Genomic DNA, 22,801 nt, shown 5'->3' with positions numbered 1-22,801 from the left:
CACCTAAACGCTTGAATATGCAGGCTTGGATCAAAAATCTGATTACGCTGCATCTCGCTGAGCCTGCGCATGAAGAGGCGGAGGCGCTGCTGGGGCAGGTTTTTCAAGTGATTGAGCAAGGTGACAGCTGCATTCCATGCACAGATCAGCAAGCCCATGCGCTGCAAGGCTTGGCGCTCCAGGCGCAACAGGACGAAACGCATCCTCAGGCGATTGCGCCCTTTATTTTTGATGGCCAGCATCTGTATTTATACCGCTATTGGGCATTAGAGCATCAGCTGGCGCAAGCTGCCGTCCGATTGAAGCTGCAGCGCATACCGCCTGTGCAGCTTTCAGAACAGCATTCAGCACTGCTGACGGATACGCAGCAGCAGCGCGCGCTGCAGATGGTGGCGAATCATGGGCTGAGCATCATTACCGGCGGACCGGGCACAGGCAAGACCTATACGCTGGCGCGGATTATTGCGGTGCTGAACCAGCTGAATCCCGAGATCCGCATTGCCATGGCGGCGCCGACCGGCAAGGCGGCGCAGCGCATGAAAGAAGCGCTGCAGAACTCGTTTAATGACCCGAAACTGCAGGATCTCATCAGTGAGAATCTGACACGGCTGACGCCGATTACCATTCACCGCCTGCTGGGGCTGGGTGAAAACCAGCGCCCGCGTTTTCATGCCAAACGCCAGCTGCCTTATGATGTCATTGTGGTCGATGAAGCCTCAATGCTGGATCTCAGTTTGGCGCAGATGCTGTTTGATGCGGTTGCGCTGCAGACCCGCTTAATCTTGCTGGGCGATGCCAATCAGCTGGCTTCCGTGGATGTCGGCGCCGTGCTGGCCGATTTGCAGCGGGTGGAAGCATTGGCGGACAACCGGGTCAATCTGATCACCAGCCGGCGCTTTGACGGTGAAAAGCTGATTGGCCGCATGGCGGATTTCATTCAGCGGAACCGTTCGGCGGAGCAGGTGCTGGCGCGTTTTGAACAGGAAATCACTCCAGCAGGCCAGCTGCAGGCTATCGAGCTGTATGACGGTATGCAGGATGCCGTGCAGCTGCAGTATCTGCAGGAAGATGGACAGCATCCGCAGGATTTGCCTGCAATTTATGATCAGCTGATGCTGGGTTTTCAGCATTATGCGGCGGAATTGGAACAGTATTTGGCTGCAGACAGCGATACGCCGCCGATTGACGCCGTCGTGCAGGCTTTTGATGATTACCGGATCTTGGCGGCGGTCCGGCACGGCGCATTGGGGCTGGCCGCATTGAATCAGCAGATTGAAGAGCGCATTCTTAAACAGACGCAGCAGAGCAAAGCCGGAGACTGGTACAGCGGCCGGCCGGTGATGATGACTTATAATGATTATCAGCTGGGGCTGTCGAATGGCGATATCGGCATTTGCTTTGGCCGCAGGCAGGCGGGAAAAATCCAGTATTCTGTGTATTTCCCCAGCTTGCAGAAATGGGTGGCGGCAGCGCGGCTGCCGAAAAATATGGAAACAGCCTATGCGATGACGATTCATAAGTCGCAAGGATCTGAATTCAGGCATACCGCGGTGGTGCTGGATGCAAATGCCGCGCAGCTGCTCAGCAAGGAATTGATTTATACCGCCATCACTCGGGCCAAAAAAGTGGTCAGTCTGCTGGCTGCGCCGTCGGCATTGGCGGCTGCGCTGATGGTTGAAACATCCAGAATCAGCGGGCTGTCCGCCAAGATCACGCAAAATTTTGGAAGATTATGCCAATAGTGTGATGCGGTCGTGTAAGTTATTTCTTACATCATTTCGAGAGATTTGCGCATAGAGCTTTTATTCAGTTTTTGAGAAGATGGCTTCACACAATAAAACGCTCAATATGGAATGTTGAGTACAATCGCATAAATATAATAAGAATGTCATGAGACAGCGAACTTACAGAGAAGTAGGTGAAAGAGGAAACTTACAGCCGCTAAGCCTTGCAGTTTTGGGAGAGACTGCAGGGCTTTTTTATGTCTAAAAGCAATGAAAAATACTTGAAAATTCATTGAATTGCATTTTTATTGTACGATAAAGCTTACAAGCAGATGCGAAAAAAGAGACTTTTTTCGGCATGGCTTTGTGGCAAAATCTACCACAACAGGAAGTGCAAAGTTGAAACATGGAAAGTTTGGCTAAAAGACGCGGAAAGCGCATAAAACACAATAAATAATAAAATTATAATGAAAAAAGAAGAAACTACAGCGCAAAAAAGCCCGAGCTCTGCTCGGGCTTTTTCTGTTTTGAATAATTTCAGTAGATTAGTATTGGCAAAAAATACCATGCATTTCTTCAGGCCTGCCAGTGGCGCTGCGCTGCATCAATTTGGGTCTGAACGGTTTGCATTGCGTGCATTGAAACCGGGCTGATTTGAACGAACGGTGGCGTAAAATATGCAGTCCTTTGAAATTCATTCATTAAACTCTGCTGTATAGCATTTCATCAGAATTGATATTTAAGATGCAGGGCCGCCGGCTTTGCAGTTTTCTGCATATTCATCCGATCATTTTTTGCAATCGGACCGTTTTTCCCTTAATATAATGCACTTGCTGTAGTGATGCACGGCAGTCAAATGGGTTTTGAAGAACCGGTTTGATTTGTATCAAATGTAATTTATTAAGCATCTCGGAGAAATCGAATGGCTTTAACTAACGCAGATCGCGCAGAGATCATTGCAAAATTCGCTCGCGCTGAAAACGACACTGGTTCACCAGAAGTTCAAGTAGCTCTTTTAACTGCTCAAATCAATGATTTGCAAGGTCACTTTAAAGAACACAAACACGACCACCATAGCCGCCGCGGTCTGATCCGTATGGTTAACCAACGTCGTAAGCTTCTTGACTACCTTAAAGGCAAAGATGCTACTCGTTACAGCGCATTGATCGCTGCTTTAGGTTTACGTCGTTAATTCGATTTAAACTTTATTTTCGGATTATTGCATGCTGAATGCTGTATTGCTGAAAACTGAAGTCTATCCAGCTTTGACTGGATAATGGGGAAGGGGCGATGATTCGCTCCTTCTTTGTGTCTTAAATTAGTATTTTACTCATTATGAGCATTTAAATTGTCTAGTGAGGTCGGCTTCTAAGCTTTGTCATTTATGCTCTTGCTGTTTTGCGGCAATGTGAATGCCAAACCTTAGGGGTCTCCACTAGAATAATTGTTCACAAGAACTAGGAAAAAATAAAACATGTCGATGTTTAATATTATTCGTAAAGAATTCCAATACGGTCAGCACAATGTTGTCTTGGAAACAGGCCGTGTTGCCCGTCAGGCAAACACTGTTGTGATCACGATGGGCGGTGTGCAAGTTTTAGTTGCTGTGGTTGCGCAGCCTAAAGCAAAAGCAGGTCAAGATTTCTTCCCATTGACTGTTAACTACCAAGAAAAACAATATGCGGCTGGCCGTATTCCTGGCGGTTACGGCAAACGTGAAGGCCGTGCGTCTGAAGCTGAAACTTTAATTTCACGCTTGATTGACCGTCCAATCCGTCCATTGTTCCCAGAAGGTTACTTCAACGAAATCCAAGTGACTGCAACTGTAATTTCATCTGACAAAACCATGGAAGCGGATATTGCTGCCATGTTGGGTACGTCTGCTGCACTTGCAATTGCTGGTACACCTTTCCGTGGTCCAATCGGCGGCGCGCGCGTTGGTTTAATCAACGGTGAATACATCCTGAACCCGAACCACGAACAATTGAAAGAATCTGACCTTGACCTCGTAGTTGCAGGTACAGAAGCTGCAGTATTGATGGTTGAGTCTGAAGCGAAAGAATTGTCTGAAGACCAAATGCTCGGTGCAGTATTGTTCGGTCATGACGAAATGCAAATCGCCATTCAAGCGATTAAAGAATTTGCTGCAGCTGCTGGCGCAACTGAGTCAACTTGGGAAGCGCCTGCGAAAAACGAAGAGCTTCGCGCGAAATTGAAAGAAGCGTTTGAAGCGAAAATTTCTGAAGCATACACCATTGCAGTTAAACACGAACGTTATGACGCGCTTGATGCGCTTCAAGCTGAAGCGGTTGCTCAGTTCGTTCCTGAAGAAGACGTTGACGGCATTGCAGATGACCTGAACGAACTTTTCGAAGACCTGAAATACCGTACCGTACGTGACAATATCTTGTCAGGCAAACCGCGTATTGATGGCCGTGATACCAAAACTGTTCGTGCGCTTGACGTACAAGTAGGCGTATTAGACCGCGCTCACGGTTCTGCATTGTTCACACGCGGTGAAACTCAGGCGTTGGTAACAACAACTTTGGGCAACACTCGTGATGCGTTGATGGTGGATACTCTTGCGGGTACAAAAACTGACAACTTCATGCTGCACTACAACTTCCCTGCATACTCTGTAGGTGAAACTGGTCGTGAATCTGGTCCTAAACGCCGTGAAATCGGTCATGGCCGTCTTGCGCGCCGTGGTGTTCAAGCAGTTCTTCCTGCAGCTGACCGCTTCCCGTACGTGATCCGTATCGTATCGGATATCACTGAATCTAACGGTTCATCTTCAATGGCTTCGGTATGTGGTGCTTCATTATCACTTATGGACGCAGGTGTTCCGCTGAAAGCGCCAGTTGCGGGTATCGCAATGGGTCTAGTGAAAGAAGGTGAGCGTTTCGCAGTGCTTTCTGACATCTTGGGTGACGAAGATCACCTTGGCGACATGGACTTTAAAGTAGCCGGTTCTGCAAACGGTATTACTGCGCTTCAAATGGATATCAAAATCGAAGGTATCACTGAAGAAATCATGGAAGTTGCATTGAATCAAGCGTACGCAGGCCGTATGCACATCTTAAATGCAATGAACCAAGTGATTTCACGCGCTCGTCCTGAAATTTCTATGCACGCGCCGACATTCCAAGTGATCAACATCAACCCGGACAAAATCCGTGACGTGATCGGTAAAGGCGGCGCAACAATTCGTGCCATCACTGAAGAAACGAAAGCGGCGATTGATATCGAAGACAACGGTACAGTTCGCGTATTCGGTGAAACGAAAGCGGCGGCTTCTGCTGCTGTTGCAAAAATCCAAGCGCTGACTGCTGAAATCGAACCAGGTACAATCTATACGGGTAAAGTCATCCGTATCGTTGAATTTGGCGCGTTCGTCAACATCCTTCCAGGTACTGACGGCTTGCTTCACATTTCTCAAATTTCAAACGAACGCATTGCCAACGTTTCAGACGTATTGACTGAAGGTCAAGAAATCAAAGTTCAGGTTGCTGACGTTGATAACCGTGGCCGTATCAAATTGACTATGAAAGACATCGAACAGGCTTAATCGCTGCGATGTTTTGAATGAGTTTAAAAAAGCCTGCTTGATGCAGGCTTTTTTTATGGCATGATGCAGGGAAGCGAACACAATAATAATTGGGTCTATGCAAATTTATTCTTTTTTTCAGCTGCCGGAAGATGCGCTGATTCATGTGCAAAAAGGCCGGGTCACTGCGCCGGCTGAAGCTGAATTTATTTGGGTAGACTGCACCCGTGAGGATGTGGTGAACCGTGCAGACGCATGGCAGCAGGACATGCTGGAGCAGGCATCGCTGCAAATCAATGAGTTTCATGTCAAAGATATTTTGAATTTAGAGCATCCTTGCGCTTTTGACACAATGGATGATTATGATTTGCTGGTCTTTCGAAAACTGATTACGCCGGATGATGAAATCAAAATTGGCGAAAAAGCGGTGGAGCAGCATGAACGGATATTTGGATTGGCCACCACGCCCATCAGCTTCATTATTACACCGCAGGTGCTGATTACGATTCGGGAAAAGGGCAATAAGGCGGTTGAAAATTATCTGCAGCGGCTTGCTGCCATTATGAACCGCAATGCCGATGAGCCGCAGAACAAAACACGGAAATTGCCGCTGACCACTTTGGATTTAACGCTGCGGCTGCTGAACAGCATGGTGGACGGCTATCTGGATTTGCGGGTGCCCTTAACGCGCCGAGTGGAGTATTGGCAGCAGGAACTGCTGCAGGGGCACCGCCGTTTTACCAAATGGCAGCAGCTGCTGCAGGAAAATATGGCTTTTCAGCAAGTGGAAAACCTATGCGAAGAGCAAATTGAATGCCTGCAGGAACTGCGCGATGAAATCGTGGAAAATTACCCGCACTTAAAAGGCAAAAAGAAAACAGAACGGCAAGACATCATGCTGGTGCGCATGGATGATTTGAGCAGCCATATTGAGCGGATTCAAAAGCATACCATCCGTTTACGCGGCGCGGTGCAGGCGGCCATTGATCTGCACTTTTCTGCCATCGCCAATCAGACCAATGAAAATATGCGGATTTTGGCCATCATTACAGCGGTATTTGCGCCGCTGACTTTGCTGACCGGGGTCTACGGCATGAATTTCGAGTTTATCCCGGGCCTGAAGTCTGAACAGGGTTTTTGGATTATGCTCGGCATCATGCTGATGACGACCCTGCTGCTGATTTATTATTTTTACCGCAGGCATATGGTGGGGCGGGGTGAAAAAAGTGTGATTGATATGCTGGCGCAGCAGCATCAGGATCAGCATGTCAGCTTGCTGTGGTTTTTGGATTATGAGCCATTCAAGCAGACGGTCAAAGAAACCCTGAAAGAGGTCGAGAAGCTGACCCGGATCAAATAATGCTGTCCCTCTGAATGGCTGATCTCAGCCGCAGGAAGCTGCGCTATTGGATGCAGAAGTATGCTGAGCTGCAAAGGGATCGATTCGCCATCGGGTCAGACGTTTGCCAGCGTTGAATTCATCACTTATTTGAGTATTTGCATCGGCATCGCAAGGCCATGGGTGAGCTGTGGGCCAATGAGCGTCCCGAACTAAACCGCTGGGGTATCGTTTTGCGCCAGCTTCAGCAGCCGGTAAAGTTCATCTTTTAATTTCAGTTTTTGACGCTTGAGCGTTTCAATATCAATATTGATGACATTGACCGGGTCTTGCTCCAGCAGGCAAATTTCCTGATCCAATTCTTCATGCTGCTCAAACAGGCGCGCAAAATGCGGATTGTCCTCACGCAGCTGCTGAATTAAATCCCGGAATTCAGGGAACATGTTTTTAATTTTTTTATTGCATTCTTTGGTTTTCATACGCGTGAACAGTGCTCTCAAAAAAATGAAAAAAATATCCACCTTTCCAGCAGGGCTGCTGCTGGAAAGAACAAAAACGGATCAGTGTGATTGAAATTGCGGATGCTTGACTTGACGGCGCAGGTTCTGCACTTCGTCAATCAAATCCAGCATCATGGCAACAGCGGTAAAGCTGGCATCAAAATCACGCTGCAAGCGGTAAGCGCGTCTGGCCCGGGAAATATCATCCCCAAAAAACTGATGTACGCGGCTGTCTGGGCGATTGGGCAAAATATCGTACTCCAGCAGCTGCAGCACCCATTCAGGACTCTGTCCGCAGGCTTGGGCAAAATGCTGCAAATCAAAACTGCGCTGTTCATCGACAATTTCAGTCTGTTCGCAGCCGCCAGATACAATTTCACGGTAATAAATTGTTGTCATGAGGGTACTCCTTAAGGCTGTCTAGGCTTAAATTGCTGAAATGCTTCAGCAAATGCTTGATATGCCTGCTGCTCTTCTGCGCTTTGAGCAGGAGGGTTAACTATATTTAATACCAAATACAAATGTCCGGGTGTTTTATTTGGTATCCCTTTATCTTTCAGGCGCAGCTGCTGGCCGTTTTTGGCATTTTTAGGCAAATTTACCTGTACGCAGCTGCCGTCTAAAGTTCGGACCTGAATGCTTTGACCTAAAGCCGCTTCCCATGGCGCAACATCTACGGTCATATAGACATCTGCGCCTTCTGCACGCAGGCGCGTGCTGCTGAGGTAGTGAATTTCGATATACAGATCGCCATTGCCGCCGCCATTAATGCCGGATTGGCCTTGCTGGCTGAGGCGGATCTGCTGCCCGTCTTTCAGGCCTTTCGGAATTTTGACCTGCAGCGTTTTGCGCTGCACTTCCGGCTCGCCGTAGGCATTGAAGGTCGGAATTTGTAGCGTAATGTTCTGCGTGGCGCCAGTATAGGCAATCTCTAATTCCACCTCGATGCTGGCATGCTGGTCTTCGCCCTTATAGGGCTGCTTGCTTCTGCGGTCGTGCTGATATTGAGAGTGCCCGCCGCCAAAGCCTGAACCGAAACGTCCAAATAAGTCCTCAAATCCGCTGAAATCCGCCTGCTGTCCGCTCTGGCCCGCGCCGCGGCGGTAAAATTGAGCATCATCAAAACCGCTGTGTCCTGACTGGCCGCCAAATGACCCAAAGCCTTCGGGATGATCCAGCTGAAAATCATATTCTTTCTTTTTTTCTGCGTTGCTCAGGGTGTCATATGCAACGTTGACTTCCTGCATGCGGGTTTCGGCATCCGCTTCTTTGCTGACATCGGGGTGGTATTTCCGCGCCAATTTGCGATAAGCTTTTTTCAGCTGATCTGGTGAAGCATCACGGGATAGGCCAAGCACCTCATAATAGTTTTTTGCCATATTCTTTATATGAACTCTGCATTAAAGTGATTGTGTTTTAATCAATATATGAGCCTTCATGGAAATGAGACAGTGTTTATTTGAAGCATATTGTTTCAGATTATGACAATAAAAAAGGCCTCAATTTGAGGCCTCTTGCAGAGCGGAGAGCAGCTTAATACTTCACCCATGTGACGCTGCGGCCAATCACCGAAACGCCGATATAGCCGCGTAAAGTCAGGCGCTTGCCAGTCGCATTCAGCTTGGCTTTGCCTTTGTAGACTTTGCCGCTGATTGGATCAAGCACTTTGCCGTCAATAAATTCATTCGGGTTGCGGGTCGCTTTGAAGTCCCAGATAAAAGGCAAGCCAATGAACGGCTTGTTTTTTAAAGCGCCAGGGCAATGTGAGCAAATCCCCATTTTTTCAGAACCGGGAATGTTGCGGGTTTCCACAATGATTCCTTCATACGTGCCGTCAGCCTTTTTGCGTATTTCCACATCGGCCCGTGAATATCCAGTCCGGTCATCAATGGTTTTCCATTTGCCCACCAGCGGATCATCAACAGCTGCAAAACCGAATGCAGAAATTGAAGACAGCAATAATCCTGTCAATAAGCCTTTGCAAATACCCTTCATGCTCATCCCCATAGCAAATTTATAATTCATTTTAGAGTAAGCGCACTAATCTATAGATAATTTTTTTTAAAATCAAATAGATAAAATTGAATTATTACTCAAACCATATGCTTTATTGTGATTTTTTTCACATTAAAATTATTTTCTGGTGAGAATAATGCCAGCTTCAGGCGCTGCTCAGTATTTCACCCAAGTTAAATTCCGGCCTACAGTCGATCCTTCAGGCCGGCTGTGGATCAGCAAATGCTTGCCGTTGTGCATTAAACGCGCGCGTGCATTTGACAACTGGCCAGACAGCGGATCAATCATTTTGCCGTCAATATATTCACGCTGATGCGCCGGGTCTGCACTCAATCCCGTCAGCATGGCCATGCCGACAATAGGCATGTTTTTTTGCGCGCCGCTGCACTTGATGCAGGTTTCCTGCAGGGGCGTTCCTGGAAGCGCCCGTGTGCTGATGACTTTTGCCGTGTAATGCTGATTTTTATCTTTGCTGATGATGACATCCGCCAGTGAATACCCCGTCCGTTCATCAATGGTTTTCCAGGTTCCGAGCAAAGGGTCGCTGTCTGCGAAAGCGCACAGGCTGATGCTGCTCAGGCCAAGGAAAAGGGCAGGAATCAAATTAAATTTCATGAATATACGCTCGAAAAATAAACCGTTAATTTTAAAAACATAAAAAAAATAAGGATTTAATATATAGCGAAATATAATCTGAACGCCAGATTTATTTTTGAATAAAGCTAAATTATTTCAATGCATTGCAGCTTTTTCGTTGGAAAAGAAAGAGGGAATGCGATGGCGAATGGCTGTGCACTGACGCCTGATTGATGAAATGTATCGCTGAGGTTGCCCCGAGGCCTGATAAGCCGCAGACGGACGGCTCAAATTGGCTGGCTCAAGCGCTGCAGGCGGGTGCCGCAGCTTGGGCCTTGAACCCCAGTGCTGCGGATTATTCGACCCGGATCCATGAAACGGTTCGGCCCAGCAGGGGCGTGCCGACATAGCCGCGCAGGGTTAAAACATTGCCGCGGGCATTGAGCTGGCCCTTGCTTTGATAGGTATTGCCGGACAGCGGGTCAATAATCTTACCATGAATGTATTCATTGGATTTTTCATCGCTGCGCTGAAAGCCGGACAGAATGGATAAGCCCAGCAGCGGGGCATTTTTCAGCTTGCCTTCGCATTTTTCACAATGGCTGATGGCAGGGCGGTTGGGGATGGCATGAATTTTAATAATTTTTCCTGCATAGCTTCCGTCTTTCAGTTTGCTGATTTTGACTTCAGCGCGGGCATAGCCGGTTTTGTCATCAATGGTTTTCCATGTTCCGCTGATATCGGCGGCATGAGTGTGGAGGCTGAAAGCAAAAAAGCTTAACAGGCTAAAGATCAGGTGTTTATTCATATGGATTGTCCATTTATTTTTAATTTTTTTGTCTATTTGAAAAATAAAGTTTTTTATTGCTGTTTTAGCTTTATTTCCGCGCAAATTTTACTGGAACGATGCCAGATAGCAAGGCTGTTCATCTTTTTTCCAAATCAGGAAATATGTGGTTTTCAGCCCTGCGGGAGGAATCCTCAACGGCGGATCAGCGCGGCTTCAAGCATAAAAAAGCACCCATCAGGATGCTTTTTGATTGAGCTGTTTAAGCGCTCATCTTCAGCGCTTAGCTTAGATGTTCGCCAAATAAGCCCAGCGCTTCTTCAGCCGTAAAGCTGTAATGCGCATTGCAGAATTGGCAATCCATGCTGATCGGGTTTTCGTGCTCCAGTGTTTCACGCACGGCCGCTGCGCCGATTTGAATCAGCGCATTGGCGCAGCGTTCTTTGGAACAGGTGCAGCCGAAATGCAATTGTTCAATTTCCGGCAGGCGCACATCTTCTTCATTATATAAGCGGTACAGAATTTCCTGAGTATTCAGTTCAGTGAGTTCTTCCGCTTTCAGTGTTTCCGTTAACATGGTCAAGCGCGGCCACAGATCTTCATCGACGCGGCGCTGTTCTTCCTCGCTGTTGCGCGGCAGCAGCTGAATCAGCAGGCCGCCGGAACGCTGCGCCGTGCTGGCCAATACAATGCGCGTCGGAATCTGCGCAGACAGATCATAATACTGCATTAGGCAGCCGGCCAGCGTTGGCTGATCCAAAGGCACAATCCCCTGATAGCGTTCGCCGTGTTCCGGTTCAATATTAATGAACAGCACCGGATTTTGCAGGGTTTTCAGCACCGTGCTGCTGTCCTCGGCCTGCAGGAAATGCGGATCTTCTTCATAGTCGGCCAAAGCGCGCACTTCACCTAAGTGGTTGCATTCCGCCATGCCCCATTTAAAGGTGCCTGATGCCTGAATTTGCAAGCTGATACGGCCTTTGATTTTTAATGTGCTGGCCAGCAGCGCGGTTGCGCTCAGCATTTCACCCAATAGAATCTGCACAGCAGGGGCATAGCTGCGCTGTGCAAGAATGGCTTGCAGGGCTTCTTCAAGGTGAACCACTTCACCGCGCACAGGGCTATCTTCAATAAAAAAGCGTTGGCGTAAATCAGACATAAAATTCTCCATAACCCTGCATTAATGGTGACACTATTGTAAAACACAAGTCATTCAAGATCATCTCTTGTCACATCAATGCGGTCGCGCTTGAGTTCACGCTGCAAATCCACGCCGGTATGCGGCTGGCGGATTTGCGTGTCGCTTTCAAATAAATGTTCCAGTTCCGCTAAAGCGTTACGATGTGTTTCGTAAATCTTCTGCTCATCGGTATAAATGTACTGCTGCTGCGCCAGCAGTTCTTCATCGAAATTGCGGAACAGTTCAATGCTTTTATAAGCATCTTCTTCATTGACGCCAACATCGCGCAGCAGATGATAGGCCATGCCCAGCGAGGATAAATAAGTTTCACGCCAAATATGCTCCACGCCGATATCACGCAGCAGATGCACATGATGGCGGTCGCGGGCGCGCACCAGCAGTTTTAACTGAGGATAATTCAGGCGGATATGGCGCGCGGCATTCATCGAATCTTCAATATCATCAATGGCCAGCACAAAGACTTTGGCATGCTCAATGCCCGCAGCGCGCAGAATGTCCGGCTGCGCGGCATCGCCATAGTACAGCTGGCCGCCGTAAGTGCGGACAAAATCGACTTTATCTAAGCTGCTGTCAATGGCGGTGAAGGGCTGATGTTGAATGTGCGCGACACGGGCGATAATTTGCCCGAAGCGGCCAAAGCCGGCAATAATAATCGGTGGATGGTGGTCGGGAATGTCATCGTATTGCGGTGCAGTTTCGCCTTTTTGCAGGCGCGGCAAAATGACTGCATTCATCAGCCAGTAGATGACCGGTGTCAACACCATCGATACCGTCACCATCAGGGTCAGCGGTTCCATCATGGCTTGGGTCAGCACTTGTTCACTGACGGCCACGCTGAACACCACAAAAGCGAATTCACCGCCTTGCGCCAGGCAGGCCGCCAGCATCAGGCTGTTGCGCCAAGACTGCTGAAACCAGCGGGCGATTGCGGTCAATGCCAGCATTTTGACCGCAATCAGCGCAATGGCGCCGCCAAGAATTAGGGCAGGCATATCAATCAGCAGGGACACCTTGGTGGTCATGCCCACCGTCATAAAGAACAGGCCGAGCAGCAAGCCTTTAAACGGCGCAATGCTGGCTTCCAGTTCATGGCGGAATTCAGAATCCGCCAGCAGCACACCGGTTAAGAATGCGCCTAAGGTGGTGCTGATGCCCAGCACATCCATCAGCCCCACCACGCCGAGCACAATAAACAGCCCGACAGCGGTAATCAGTTCATGCGCGCCGCTTTTTGCGACAAAACGGAAACAGGGGCGCATCAGGTAACGGCTGAATAAAAACAGGCCGCTGAAAGTGGCGATAATGGCCGCAAAATAGGCAATGCCGTGATGTGCGGACGCTGAACCGGCAAGCAGCGGAATGACTGCAATTAAAGGAATCGCGGCCATGTCCTGAAACAGCAGAATGGAAAAGGACTGCTGGCCAAACGTGGTGTTCAGCTGCTGTTTTTCGCTCAGCAGCTGCAGCACAAAGGCGGTGGAGGACAGCGCCAAGGCAAAGCCGATCACTGCGCTGGCAGCGATGCCTTGCTGCAAAGCAAAGAAACTGACTGCAGCCAGCAGCGCACCGGAAATCCCCACTTGCAGGCTGCCCATGACAAAAATGGAATGGCGCATCTGCCAAAGGCGCTGCGGGCGCAGTTCTAAGCCAATAATGAACATCAATAAAATAACACCAAAATCCGCCAGTTCCTGAATCGCCACAGCGTCGCTGGCAATATTCAGCACATTGGGCCCCAGCAGCATGCCGGTAAACAGGTAGCCCAAAACCGTTGCGATGCCGAATCGTTTCAGCAGGGGCACCAGCAGCAGTGAGGCGCCTAAAAAGATGGTGATTTGCAGCAGTAGTGACATGCGTCCGTCCTAGTTCTGTTTCTTGCTGTGCAGCGTTTTGGCGAGGCTGAATGTGAAGATCAGCCTCAGCTCAGTTCTTGCGGGTCAATATCCAGGCTCAGCTTCATGCTGGAGGGCTTTTGATGCAGCATGTTCAGCCACCAGTGCCGGATATAAAAATGCAGCCTGGCGCGGTCGGCAGACAGCAGCACCATATGCGACTGATAGCGTCCGGCTTTGCGTTCCATCGGCGCGGGGATCGGCCCCCAGATATCGACCGTCTGCTGTGAATTTTGCCTTAACAGCTGAGCATGCTGCTGTAAAAAATCTGTATTCAATTTTTGATCTTTAGATTCACAGCGGATCAGCGCCGCATAGCGGAAAGGCGGCATCAGCGCAGCTTGGCGCTCTTTCAGGGTCTGCTTGGCGAATTGACGGTAATCTTCCTGCACCAAAGTGTTCAATAGCGGATGCTCGGGCCGCAAGGTCTGCAAATACACATCGCCTTTGCGTTCGCCGCGGCCTGCGCGGCCAGCCACTTGCACCACCAGCTGCGCGGTGCGTTCCGTCGCGCGGAAATCAACGCTCAGCAGTCCGGAGTCGATATCTAAAATCGCCACCAAGGTGACATAGGGAAAATGATGGCCTTTGGCCAGCATTTGCGTTCCGAGCAGAATCGCTGGTTCGCTCTTTTGAATTTTATCGTAAATCTTCTGCCAGCTGCCCACCCGGCTGGTTGAATCGCGGTCAACCCGGATCACCTCATGGTCAGGAAACAGCTCGTTCAGGCTTTCTTCCACCTTGGCGGTGCCCATGCCGATGGATTTCAATTCCGTATGATTGCACTGCGGGCAATGATCCGGCATGCGGTGAATGGTGCCGCAGTGGTGGCAGTGCAGATGCTGATAAGGCGTGCGGTGCACGGTAAAGTTGGCATCGCAATGCGGGCATTTGGCCTGCCATGCGCAGCTTTCGCAAATCAGCACCGGCGCATAGCCGCGGCGGTTTAAAAACACCAAAACCTGTTCTTTTTTATCCAGGCGCTTTTTCATTTCATCCAGCAGCATTTGGCTGATGCCATGCTGCTTTTGCGCAATTTTTAAATCCAGAATATGAATTTTCGGCATCAGGGCTGAACCGGCGCGCTGGTTCAGCTCCAGAACGCTCATTTTACCGTTTTGCACCAGAGCATAGCTGTCGATGCTCGGCGTCGCAGAACCCAGCACCACAGGGCACTGCTCCAGATGCCCGCGGTACAGCGCAATATCGCGCGCATGGTAGCGGAAGCCTTCCTGCTGTTTAAAGGACAGGTCATGTTCTTCATCCAGCACAATCAGCCCTAAATTCGGCAAGGGGGTCAAAATCGCGGAGCGGGTGCCTAAAATAATCGAGGCTTTTCCGGTCTGCGCGGCCTGCCAAGCCTGCAGGCGCTTGGAGTCATTCAAGCCAGAATGCAGCAGGGCGATATTGCAGTGAAAGCGTGACTGAAAGCGGCTGACGGTTTGCGGCGTCAGGCCAATTTCCGGCACCAGCACCAGCACTTGCTTGCCGTGTTTCAGCACCTCTTGCATGATCTGCAGATAGACTTCGGTTTTGCCGCTGCCGGTCAAGCCATCCAGCAAAAAGGCCTGATATTTTTTCCGCGCTTTCAGCACCGCATCAATGGCTTTTTTCTGGTCAGGATTGGCAGTTAAGGGCATTTGCGCCATGGTGACCGGCATCGGATTGAAATCCTGCGCTTCCAGCACGCATTCGCAGATGCCTTTTTTCTCCAGCGCTTTTAAGGTTGCCGTTTCAATCCCTGCGAGGTTCAGCAGATTTTCAGACGTGCCGGCAGGATGCAGCTTGAGGATTTTATAAGCCTCCTGCTGCCGTTCGGAGCGTTTGATTTTGCTTTCGGCGTCCTGATCCAGCAGTTTCCATGTGCGGGCCAGTAAATTATAAGGCTTGCCCTGGCGCAGCAGCGCAGGCAGCGCGCTATGCATCACTTCACCGATGGGAAATTGATAATATTGCGCCGCCCATGTCAGCAAACTTAAAACTTTGCCGTTTAGAATGGCCTGATCATCCAGCAGTTCGGTAATGGCTTTGAGTTTGATATTGGGATCAATCGGCGCATTGGGCGCAAGTTTTTCGATGATGATGCCCACCAGATTCTGCCGGCCAAAAGAGACCGCAACCCGCGCGCCGACTTCTGCCTGCTGATATTGTTCAGCATTGAGGCTGTAGTCAAAACAGTCGTACAGGTAGACGGGAACGGCAATGCGGACCCGGTATGCAGCTAGTGAAGCAGGATTGGAAACTTGCATAAAAAAGCGATTTGATCCTATTTTAAAGTCGTCGTGATCGATCTGGAGTTGTGTTAGAGTGAGCGGATAATTTATATCTAGAATATGAATGATTTTAAGGGTTAGGCGCAACTGCGCGGATCAATTTTTTGGAAAATTAGAGCATAACAATGCCAGCATATCAGTTTACCGCCATAGATGCTTCAGGGAAGCAGCAGAAGGGTGTGCTTGAAGGGGATTCTGCACGTCAAATCCGGCAGCAGCTGCGCGATAAAGCGCTGATCCCTGTGACGGTCGATCCCGTTGAGCAGAAAGATAAGCATGCGCAGCGCAGCTGGTTTCAAAAAAGCATCACCTCTTATGATTTAGCCTTAATGACCCGCCAGCTGTCTGTGCTGGTGGCGGCCGCTATTCCGCTGGAAGAAGCCATCCGCGCAGTCGGCAAGCAGAATGAAAAAGCGCATGTGCAGAATTTATTGATGTCGGTGCGGTCCAAAGTGCTGGAGGGCCATTCGCTGGCCAATGCGCTGAGCCAGTCCGGGCGCTTTCCCGAACTGTACATCGCCACCATCGCCGCCGGCGAGCGCTCAGGCCATCTGGATCTGATTTTAGACCAGCTGGCGGATTACACCGAAAACCGTTTCGCCATGCAGAAAAAAGTGCAGGGCGCGATGATTTATCCGGTGATTTTAATGCTGATGTCCTTTGCGATTGTGATGGGCCTCATGACCTATGTGGTGCCGGATATCGTTAAAACTTTTGATCAGGACAAAGGAGCGCTGCCGTGGATTACGGTTGCGCTGATGAATGCCAGTGATTTTATCCGCATCGCCTGGCCTTTTCTGCTGGCTGGCGCGGCCTTAGGCATTTTCCTGCTGGCGCGCTTTTTAAGGACAGCCGCGGGGCATTATGCCTTTGACCGGCTGACCTTAAAGCTGCCGCTGTTCAGCAAGTTGTCCAAAGGCATTAATGCGGCGCGTTTTGCCAGTACGCTGTCAATTTTAACCAAATCCGGCGTGCCGCTGGTGGATGCCTTAAAAATTGGCGCGGCCGTCAGCAATAACTGGGTAATCCGGGATTCCGTGAATTTGGCGGCGGAAAAAGTCACCGAAGGTGGCAACTTGGCGACCCAGCTGGAGCGCAGTGGTTATTTCCCGCCAATGATGGTACAAATGATCCGAAGCGGTGAAGCTTCCGGCGAATTGGACCGGATGCTCGAGCGTGCGTCAGACATGCAGGACCGGGAAGTCACCACCTTGATTTCAACGCTGCTGGCGTTATTGGAGCCGCTGATGCTGGTGCTGATGGCCAGTATTGTGCTGGTGATTGTGATCGCAGTGATGCTGCCAATCGTCAATATGAATAATATGATTTAAATAAACCCTTTCAGTGCGATAGAACACGAGATTAAATAGATGCAATCAAATGGATTAAACAGCAAGCAAAACGGTTTCACCTTAATTGAAGTGATGGTAGTGATTGTGATTCTGGGCGTTTTGGCTGCGCTTATTGTGCCAAACGTGATGGGGCGCGGTGAAAAAGCCAAAGTGGATACAACGCAAATTACGCTGAAAAGCGTGGCTGGCGCACTTGATCAATACAAAATGGATAACGGCAAATTTCCATCGATGCAGGATGGAGGTTTGGGCGCTTTGGTCAATAAGCCGGAATCGGCGAAAAACTGGCTGCCGGGCGGTTATGTGAAAGGCGGCTATCCTAAAGACAGCTGGGAAAATGACATTCAATATGTAACTCCGGGAACAGAAGGGCGCCCGTATGACCTGTATTCCTTTGGCGCAGATGGCCAGTCTGGCGGTGAAGGCAATGATGCCGATATTTTTTATCAGCATTAATTAAGAATCATTCTTTATTCAGTTTGATTCTTGATTTAGCGTGATTGGCGATTCAGTTTTGATGGAATAAATCGCTTCACTTAATAGGCTGTTTCAATATTGGGTGAAGTGATAATCTTTCTTGATGATCTTTTAAAATATAACTATATGAAAAATATTAATATTAAATAATAAACTGGTTTGAAATTTATAATAAGAATTATTCCCAAGTTTATTGATTACAATAATTTAAAAATATGCAGGAATCTACGCTTTTAATTTAAATTAAAGCTTGCATAATGGTGCTTATGACATTGATTCAGCGGAGGGAGGAGAGCATGAAAGCATTTATTTTAGACGATGAAATCAATCAATTTCATTGGACGATGCTGAAATCTGTTCTTTTGGCGCTCAGCATTTTACCCATCAGCCAAGGCATTTTACTGTTGTGGCAAAGCACTGAAGGCGGCAGCCAAATTATGGTCGGCTTTTTTGCGGTCAGCATGATGAGCAGCCTGCTGGTGTTAAGTTTTTGGTCGGCATTGAATGCCGCAGCTGCAGAATTGCAGCAGGCGCAGGGTTCTGCATTGGAACATACCGCGGTAAACATCTACCGCTATCTTCCCATGCTGTCGTTGGCGGCAATGCTGTCCTATCTGGCCAGTCAGTTTTAAGATGCAGCCAGAGCGCCTGCACGCAAGATAAAGTGCATAACTTTTAAAGCGCATCCTGCACTGCAGGAAGATAAAACCGGAGTCCTACCTCCGGTTTTTTATGGCCCTTAAAAGACTTCACGCTGTTTTCAGTCAGATGGCTGAGATCGGAAATTGTCTGAATTGCAGGATCTGTTGTCTGTTTCAGCGCAGCGCGGGCAGCATGTCTTTTCCTATACTGCGGATGATGGAAAATAGAACAGGAGCGCGCGGCGCCATGCAGCAGATTGAATGGAATGATTTTGTAAAAGTAGAGATCCGTGTCGGACGGATTGTTCAGGCGGAAATTTTTCAGGAAGCCAGAAAACCCGCCTATATTCTGCATGTCGATTTTGGGGAAGAACTTGGCATCAAAAAATCCAGCGCGCAGATTACCGAGCTGTATCAGCCGGAGCAATTGCTGGGCAAGCTGGTGGCCGCGGTGGTGAATTTTCCGAAAAAGCAGATTGGGCCGATTCAGTCAGAATGCCTGGTGACGGGCTTTCATAATGCTGCAGGGCAGGTGGCATTGTGCGTTCCAGATGCAGACGTGCCGCTGGGCACGAAACTGCTGTAATTGCCTTTCCGGCTTTTCATTTAAAGCGTGCGGGCAGCCCAATAAAAAAACCGAGCCTAAGCCCGGTTTTTGATTGCCTTTGCATAAGGCAATTGCGCTTAACGGCGCGATTTAAAGGAGACGTCCACTTTTCGCGGACGGTAAATCCAGCCCACAATCAGCAGCAGCACCGAGAAGCCCAATATAGGCCAGTCGCTGAGGCGCATGTACAGGGTTTCGCCCTGCATTGCCGGCAGATCACCGCGCAGTACGGCTTCTTTATCCATAGGCGCCCGCTTTACGATATGGCCGTTAGAGTCAATAAAGGCGGTCACACCGGTATTGGTGGCGCGGATAAACCAGCGGCCATTTTCTTTCGCGCGCATTTGCACCATTTGCAGATGCTGCAAGGGGCCAGCCGTACCCGTGAACCAGGCATCATTGGATACGGTCACCAGGAAGTCGCTTTGCTGCGCATTGCGCCGGGTCAGATTCGGATAGGCCACTTCATAGCAGATGGCCGCGCCGAGATCATGATGCTTGACGGATAACGGCTTTTGATCACTGGCGCCGCGGGAAAAACCGCTCATTGACGGATCATTCTGCAGTGCAGGCAGCACCCAGCTCAGCAAGCCGGACAGCGGAATATATTCACCAAAAGGCACTAAGCGCTGTTTCTTATAGAGGCCGGACGATTCGTCACCGCTGGCCATGATGCTGTTGTAATACATTGGATGGCCTTCACGGCTGGATTCCGCCAAATCCCAGTAAGGAATGCCGGTGACCCATGCCGTGCCAGTTTTTTTCGCCTGCGCATTCATGGCGTCTAAAAACGGTTCAATGTCGGTTTGGAACAGCGGAATTGAAGATTCAGGCCAAACGATCAGATCGCGGCCCCATTCCGTACGGCTCAGCTGCGCATAAATCATCAGGGTTTTGGTTTGATATTCGGTCAGCCATTTTAAATCCTGCGGAATATTGCCCTGAATCAAGGAAACAGACAGCGGCTTTTCGGCTTTTTGCTGCACAAACTGCAGCTGAGCAGCTCCCCATGCGCCAAGCAGCAGCACGGCCGCCGGCACAATCCAAAAGGCTTTTTTATTCAGGATTTCAACCAGCGCGCAGGCCAGCAGAATGACCGCGAAAGACACGCCGAAAACCCCGAACAGCGGCGCGTAGCCATCCAAAAAGCGTTCGGTAAAAGCGTAGCCGGCAAACAGCCATGGAAAACCGGTGAACACCCAGGTTTTAGACCATTCAAACAGCACCCACAGCGGCGCAAAGGTCAGCGGTGTTTCCGGGAAAAAACGGCGGTAAAGCCAGGTTTGCACGGCAGTGAACAGCCCCATCACCAAAGCCATGACGGCAATCATCAATACGCTTAAAAAGGCATTGGTATCGCCATAGACATGAATCGAGGTATACAGCCAAAATGCGCCGACAAACCACAGGCCAATGCCGTAAGCCCAGCCAATGCCGAAGGCCTGCTTGGCGCTGCGTTTGCGCAGGCAGGCATACAGCAGGGCTGGGGATAAAACTGCCAGCCACCAGTAATGATAAGGCGCCAGCGCAAAACTGAAGACTGCGCCGGAAAACAGCGCAATCAGCAGGGGATAAATCAAGGGCAGCTGTTTTTGTTGTTCTGCGGAATTCAACAGTTTGTCAAAATAGGTTCTCATTTACGGACAGCCCGGATCAGATGAATAGTGCGTGCATCTGCTTCCAGAATCGTAAATTCCCAATTTTCAATTTCAATGACTTGACCTTGCAAATCGCTCACTAAACCAATTTCCTGAAGCAAAAGACCGCCGACAGTTTCTACTTCATCGTCAGAAAAATCAGCATCTAAAACATTGTTGAAATGTTCAATTGGTGTAAGCGCCTGAACCAGCCAGGTATTGGCGGTTTTCGGATCGGCATCCGGCACGATGAATTCAGCTTCTTCGTCCAGATTGTCGTGCTCATCTTCAATTTCGCCGACAATTTCTTCCAAAATATCTTCCAGCGTCACCAAGCCGGAAGTGGTGCCGTATTCATCAATCACCACCGCAATATGCGTCTGGGTATTTTTCAGCATGCGCAGCACTTGATCTGAGCGCGCGCTTTCCGGCACAAACAGCGGCTGGCGCATCAGCGCGCGGACATCGACTTTGCTGCTGCGGTCGGTTAAAAACGGCAGCAGGTCTTTGGCCAGCAGAATGCCGACAACATTGTCGGGCTGGTCAGATGAAAAGACAGGAAAGCGTGAATGCGCAGACTCAATCAGCACATGCAGAATGTCGAGAAGCTCATCATCTTCCTGCAGGCTGATCATCGCGGTGCGCGGGGTCATCACCTCGCGGATTTTAGTTGCCGGAAGGTCAAGCACGCCTTCAAGCATGGCAACAGTATCGGGTTCTAAAAAACGACGTGAATCTTGTACTAATTTTAACAGTTCGTCGCGGGTTTCCGGCGCCGTGCCTAACCATTTACGTAAGCCGCGCATGCCCCACGACGGGCCTGATTCCTCGTGCATGATCTTTCCTGAAGACTCTTAATATCTAAAAATATGATTTTATCATACCGTAGAAAATACAGTTGTCTATGTTCTTTGCGCAGTGAAAATAGGCTGATCAGATCAAAAGTATAGTGATGAATGGCCGCTTGAGCGATCTTGAAGAATAGGCGCTTATTTTTGCCTGCGCTTTTTCAGTCAGAAAAGCGGGTGTTTTGATGCTGCAGCGCAGATAGAAAGCCAAATGCGCAGCAGATGCGGCTTCAGGATGGGCATGCTAAACTAAGAGCGTTTTTATCTTCTGAGTTATGCAATGTCTGAACCTGCCATTACGCCGAGCATTCAATTGAACACCCGCGGCTTGCGCTGTCCTGAGCCTGTGATGATGCTGCATCAAGCCATCCGCAAATCGAAGTCTGGCGATGTGGTTGAAGTCTTTGCAACGGATAACTCAACGTCTTGGGATATTCCAAAATTCTGCATGCATTTAGGCCATGAACTGCTGCTGCAGGAAGAGCGTTTGGATGAAAACGGCCATAAAGAATTTCATTATTTGGTGCAGAAAGGCTAAACCTTTTCAGTATTTTTGATATTTTACTTTTATCTTAATTTTTGAATTAGTTACATTTTCAAACAGAACAAGGGCTAGCGTAAGGCGGCGCTAGCTTTTAGAATACCGCCGATTAAATATACAAAAAAACAATTAAAAAGATTGTCATCATGTTCAATACCATTGCCCAAATTTTAGAACAATTCGGCTTGGGCGCGCAGAAACGCGCTATTCATGCTCGATTTTCCAATCCAGCACTCCATGCGCAGGTTTTTGTACAGCGTATTGATGGCCAGCATGCCATCAATGACGGCGTGCAGATGCAGCTGATTTGCTTATCCACACAAGCCAATATTCCCCTCAAGCAGCATCTAATCAAAGATTTTTCGCATGGAATCATGGGATTAATTTTAAAGATAATAGAGATATGATTAGAAGAACTGTTTTTGTTCGTGCAAAAAATTATAGTAATATTGATGATTATATTAAAAATATGGATGAAACATCTCAAGTTAGTAGAAGCTTAAAGTTGGGTGGAAGGCTGGTTTTCGCTTGGGATATTTATGGCAGTGCAAATTCAGCAGCTCAAGTCTATGAAAAAGGTGATCCAGATGCTACAAGAAAGGAAATTTTAAAACAGACTGGTAAAATTAATGGAGGTCTATTGGGAGCAAGAGTTGGAACAGCAATCGGGGGAGCAGTAATTGGCGTTGTTGGGGTTATAGCTGTGGGTTCACTCTTCTTGGGGGATATGTTGGTGGTGTAACAGGTGAGGCACTTGTAGATTATGGATATGAAAGATTAAGATGAATATAAAAGATTTAATAGTTATTTTACTAATATTCAGTATTATTTTTTGGGCCATAT

Annotated in this window: 23 protein-coding genes; 12 read left to right on the top strand and 11 right to left on the bottom strand. The window is 48.8% G+C overall.

From position 1 onward, the window contains the following. Positions 1-17 precede the first annotated feature (17 nt). The 5 genes from recD to ACE3T3_RS14420 all read left to right on the top strand — a co-directional run bounded on the left by recD (position 18) and on the right by ACE3T3_RS14420 (position 6,631). A complete protein-coding gene (gene recD / locus ACE3T3_RS14440) occupies positions 18-1,742 on the top strand; it encodes an exodeoxyribonuclease V subunit alpha (protein WP_374668146.1) in 1,725 nt (574 codons plus the stop codon). 449 nt (positions 1,743-2,191) lie between these two features. Then, positions 2,192-2,377: a hypothetical protein gene (locus ACE3T3_RS14435; RefSeq protein WP_374668125.1), complete on the top strand. Its 186-nt coding sequence runs from the start codon at positions 2,192-2,194 to the stop codon at positions 2,375-2,377. Positions 2,378-2,646: 269 nt separating this feature from the next. After that, the gene (rpsO, locus tag ACE3T3_RS14430) at positions 2,647-2,916 is read left to right on the top strand and encodes a 30S ribosomal protein S15 (protein WP_067761248.1); all 270 of its coding nucleotides are present in this window, start codon (positions 2,647-2,649) and stop codon (positions 2,914-2,916) included. 288 nt (positions 2,917-3,204) lie between these two features. Then, complete coding sequence (gene pnp, locus ACE3T3_RS14425) at positions 3,205-5,292, top strand: polyribonucleotide nucleotidyltransferase (protein WP_374668144.1); 2,088 nt, start codon at positions 3,205-3,207, stop codon at positions 5,290-5,292. A gap of 97 nt (positions 5,293-5,389) precedes the next feature. Next, the gene (locus ACE3T3_RS14420; RefSeq protein ID WP_374668123.1) at positions 5,390-6,631 is read left to right on the top strand and encodes a magnesium transporter CorA family protein; all 1,242 of its coding nucleotides are present in this window, start codon (positions 5,390-5,392) and stop codon (positions 6,629-6,631) included. Between the two features lie 191 nt (positions 6,632-6,822). On the opposite strand, the gene ACE3T3_RS14415 is transcribed toward ACE3T3_RS14420, so the two are convergent. From ACE3T3_RS14415 to ACE3T3_RS14375, 9 genes are all read right to left on the bottom strand, one after another. Further along, complete coding sequence (locus ACE3T3_RS14415) at positions 6,823-7,089, bottom strand: YdcH family protein (RefSeq protein WP_374668121.1); 267 nt, start codon at positions 7,087-7,089, stop codon at positions 6,823-6,825. Between the two features lie 81 nt (positions 7,090-7,170). Beyond that, positions 7,171-7,509, bottom strand: a complete 339-nt coding sequence (locus tag ACE3T3_RS14410; protein WP_374668119.1) for a chaperone modulator CbpM — start codon at positions 7,507-7,509, stop codon at positions 7,171-7,173. Between the two features lie 11 nt (positions 7,510-7,520). Then, a complete protein-coding gene (locus tag ACE3T3_RS14405; protein ID WP_374668117.1) occupies positions 7,521-8,489 on the bottom strand; it encodes a DnaJ C-terminal domain-containing protein in 969 nt (322 codons plus the stop codon). A 154-nt stretch (positions 8,490-8,643) separates the two neighbouring features. Then, entirely contained in the window at positions 8,644-9,105 is a 462-nt protein-coding gene (locus ACE3T3_RS14400) for a DUF2147 domain-containing protein (protein WP_374668115.1), read from the bottom strand. 177 nt (positions 9,106-9,282) lie between these two features. Further along, positions 9,283-9,741, bottom strand: a complete 459-nt coding sequence (locus ACE3T3_RS14395; protein ID WP_374668113.1) for a DUF2147 domain-containing protein — start codon at positions 9,739-9,741, stop codon at positions 9,283-9,285. Between the two features lie 316 nt (positions 9,742-10,057). Further along, a complete protein-coding gene (locus tag ACE3T3_RS14390; protein WP_374668111.1) occupies positions 10,058-10,510 on the bottom strand; it encodes a DUF2147 domain-containing protein in 453 nt (150 codons plus the stop codon). A 262-nt stretch (positions 10,511-10,772) separates the two neighbouring features. Then, positions 10,773-11,648 (bottom strand): Hsp33 family molecular chaperone HslO, encoded by an 876-nt coding sequence (locus ACE3T3_RS14385; protein ID WP_374668109.1) that lies wholly within the window; start codon positions 11,646-11,648, stop codon positions 10,773-10,775. Between the two features lie 50 nt (positions 11,649-11,698). Continuing rightward, the gene (locus ACE3T3_RS14380; protein ID WP_374668107.1) at positions 11,699-13,543 is read right to left on the bottom strand and encodes a monovalent cation:proton antiporter-2 (CPA2) family protein; all 1,845 of its coding nucleotides are present in this window, start codon (positions 13,541-13,543) and stop codon (positions 11,699-11,701) included. Positions 13,544-13,608: 65 nt separating this feature from the next. Then, a complete protein-coding gene (locus ACE3T3_RS14375) occupies positions 13,609-15,831 on the bottom strand; it encodes a primosomal protein N' (RefSeq protein WP_374668105.1) in 2,223 nt (740 codons plus the stop codon). Between the two features lie 149 nt (positions 15,832-15,980). On the opposite strand from ACE3T3_RS14375, the gene gspF reads away from it, so the two are divergent. The 4 genes from gspF to ACE3T3_RS14355 all read left to right on the top strand — a co-directional run bounded on the left by gspF (position 15,981) and on the right by ACE3T3_RS14355 (position 18,911). Beyond that, complete coding sequence (gspF, locus tag ACE3T3_RS14370; protein WP_374668103.1) at positions 15,981-17,186, top strand: type II secretion system inner membrane protein GspF; 1,206 nt, start codon at positions 15,981-15,983, stop codon at positions 17,184-17,186. Between the two features lie 39 nt (positions 17,187-17,225). Beyond that, positions 17,226-17,663: a type II secretion system major pseudopilin GspG gene (gene gspG, locus ACE3T3_RS14365; RefSeq protein ID WP_374668101.1), complete on the top strand. Its 438-nt coding sequence runs from the start codon at positions 17,226-17,228 to the stop codon at positions 17,661-17,663. 317 nt (positions 17,664-17,980) lie between these two features. Then, positions 17,981-18,316 carry a hypothetical protein gene (locus ACE3T3_RS14360; protein WP_374668099.1) on the top strand — a complete coding sequence of 112 codons (336 nt, stop codon included), beginning with the start codon at positions 17,981-17,983 and terminating at the stop codon, positions 18,314-18,316. Between the two features lie 256 nt (positions 18,317-18,572). Further along, on the top strand, positions 18,573-18,911 hold the full coding sequence (locus ACE3T3_RS14355) for a tRNA-binding protein (protein WP_374668143.1): 339 nt from the start codon (positions 18,573-18,575) through the stop codon (positions 18,909-18,911). Between the two features lie 98 nt (positions 18,912-19,009). Here ACE3T3_RS14355 and lnt read toward each other — a convergent pair whose 3' ends face one another. Together lnt and ACE3T3_RS14345 are read right to left on the bottom strand one after the other, a co-directional pair. Continuing rightward, complete coding sequence (lnt, locus tag ACE3T3_RS14350) at positions 19,010-20,569, bottom strand: apolipoprotein N-acyltransferase (protein ID WP_374668097.1); 1,560 nt, start codon at positions 20,567-20,569, stop codon at positions 19,010-19,012. After that, entirely contained in the window at positions 20,566-21,405 is an 840-nt protein-coding gene (locus tag ACE3T3_RS14345; RefSeq protein ID WP_374668095.1) for an HlyC/CorC family transporter, read from the bottom strand. Before ACE3T3_RS14345 ends, lnt begins: the two co-directional genes overlap by 4 nt. A 292-nt stretch (positions 21,406-21,697) precedes the next feature. On the opposite strand from ACE3T3_RS14345, the gene tusA reads away from it, so the two are divergent. The 3 genes from tusA to ACE3T3_RS14330 all read left to right on the top strand — a co-directional run bounded on the left by tusA (position 21,698) and on the right by ACE3T3_RS14330 (position 22,700). Beyond that, complete coding sequence (tusA, locus tag ACE3T3_RS14340) at positions 21,698-21,955, top strand: sulfurtransferase TusA (RefSeq protein ID WP_374668093.1); 258 nt, start codon at positions 21,698-21,700, stop codon at positions 21,953-21,955. A 149-nt stretch (positions 21,956-22,104) separates the two neighbouring features. Next, complete coding sequence (locus ACE3T3_RS14335; protein WP_374668091.1) at positions 22,105-22,365, top strand: hypothetical protein; 261 nt, start codon at positions 22,105-22,107, stop codon at positions 22,363-22,365. Then, a complete protein-coding gene (locus ACE3T3_RS14330; protein ID WP_374668088.1) occupies positions 22,362-22,700 on the top strand; it encodes a hypothetical protein in 339 nt (112 codons plus the stop codon). Before ACE3T3_RS14335 ends, ACE3T3_RS14330 begins: the two co-directional genes overlap by 4 nt. Positions 22,701-22,801: the final 101 nt, after the last annotated feature.

It is taken from the genome of Acinetobacter sp., assembly GCF_041919735.1.
Lineage (GTDB): Bacteria > Pseudomonadota > Gammaproteobacteria > Pseudomonadales > Moraxellaceae > Acinetobacter.
The sequence above is the reverse complement of the archived record's forward strand: the minus strand, read 5'-3'. Positions and strand labels throughout refer to the sequence as shown.

Coding starts and splice junctions, on each gene's coding strand:
- recD (WP_374668146.1), top strand. CDS start 18: ATGCAGGCTTGGATCAAAAATCTGATTACGCTGCATCTCGCTGAGCCT.
- ACE3T3_RS14435 (WP_374668125.1), top strand. CDS start 2,192: ATGAAAAAAGAAGAAACTACAGCGCAAAAAAGCCCGAGCTCTGCTCGG.
- rpsO (WP_067761248.1), top strand. CDS start 2,647: ATGGCTTTAACTAACGCAGATCGCGCAGAGATCATTGCAAAATTCGCT.
- pnp (WP_374668144.1), top strand. CDS start 3,205: ATGTTTAATATTATTCGTAAAGAATTCCAATACGGTCAGCACAATGTT.
- ACE3T3_RS14420 (WP_374668123.1), top strand. CDS start 5,390: ATGCAAATTTATTCTTTTTTTCAGCTGCCGGAAGATGCGCTGATTCAT.
- ACE3T3_RS14415 (WP_374668121.1), bottom strand. CDS start 7,089: ATGAAAACCAAAGAATGCAATAAAAAAATTAAAAACATGTTCCCTGAA.
- ACE3T3_RS14410 (WP_374668119.1), bottom strand. CDS start 7,509: ATGACAACAATTTATTACCGTGAAATTGTATCTGGCGGCTGCGAACAG.
- ACE3T3_RS14405 (WP_374668117.1), bottom strand. CDS start 8,489: ATGGCAAAAAACTATTATGAGGTGCTTGGCCTATCCCGTGATGCTTCA.
- ACE3T3_RS14400 (WP_374668115.1), bottom strand. CDS start 9,105: ATGAAGGGTATTTGCAAAGGCTTATTGACAGGATTATTGCTGTCTTCA.
- ACE3T3_RS14395 (WP_374668113.1), bottom strand. CDS start 9,741: ATGAAATTTAATTTGATTCCTGCCCTTTTCCTTGGCCTGAGCAGCATC.
- ACE3T3_RS14390 (WP_374668111.1), bottom strand. CDS start 10,510: ATGAATAAACACCTGATCTTTAGCCTGTTAAGCTTTTTTGCTTTCAGC.
- ACE3T3_RS14385 (WP_374668109.1), bottom strand. CDS start 11,648: ATGTCTGATTTACGCCAACGCTTTTTTATTGAAGATAGCCCTGTGCGC.
- ACE3T3_RS14380 (WP_374668107.1), bottom strand. CDS start 13,543: ATGTCACTACTGCTGCAAATCACCATCTTTTTAGGCGCCTCACTGCTG.
- ACE3T3_RS14375 (WP_374668105.1), bottom strand. CDS start 15,831: ATGCAAGTTTCCAATCCTGCTTCACTAGCTGCATACCGGGTCCGCATT.
- gspF (WP_374668103.1), top strand. CDS start 15,981: ATGCCAGCATATCAGTTTACCGCCATAGATGCTTCAGGGAAGCAGCAG.
- gspG (WP_374668101.1), top strand. CDS start 17,226: ATGCAATCAAATGGATTAAACAGCAAGCAAAACGGTTTCACCTTAATT.
- ACE3T3_RS14360 (WP_374668099.1), top strand. CDS start 17,981: ATGAAAGCATTTATTTTAGACGATGAAATCAATCAATTTCATTGGACG.
- ACE3T3_RS14355 (WP_374668143.1), top strand. CDS start 18,573: ATGCAGCAGATTGAATGGAATGATTTTGTAAAAGTAGAGATCCGTGTC.
- lnt (WP_374668097.1), bottom strand. CDS start 20,569: ATGAGAACCTATTTTGACAAACTGTTGAATTCCGCAGAACAACAAAAA.
- ACE3T3_RS14345 (WP_374668095.1), bottom strand. CDS start 21,405: ATGCACGAGGAATCAGGCCCGTCGTGGGGCATGCGCGGCTTACGTAAA.
- tusA (WP_374668093.1), top strand. CDS start 21,698: ATGTCTGAACCTGCCATTACGCCGAGCATTCAATTGAACACCCGCGGC.
- ACE3T3_RS14335 (WP_374668091.1), top strand. CDS start 22,105: ATGTTCAATACCATTGCCCAAATTTTAGAACAATTCGGCTTGGGCGCG.
- ACE3T3_RS14330 (WP_374668088.1), top strand. CDS start 22,362: ATGATTAGAAGAACTGTTTTTGTTCGTGCAAAAAATTATAGTAATATT.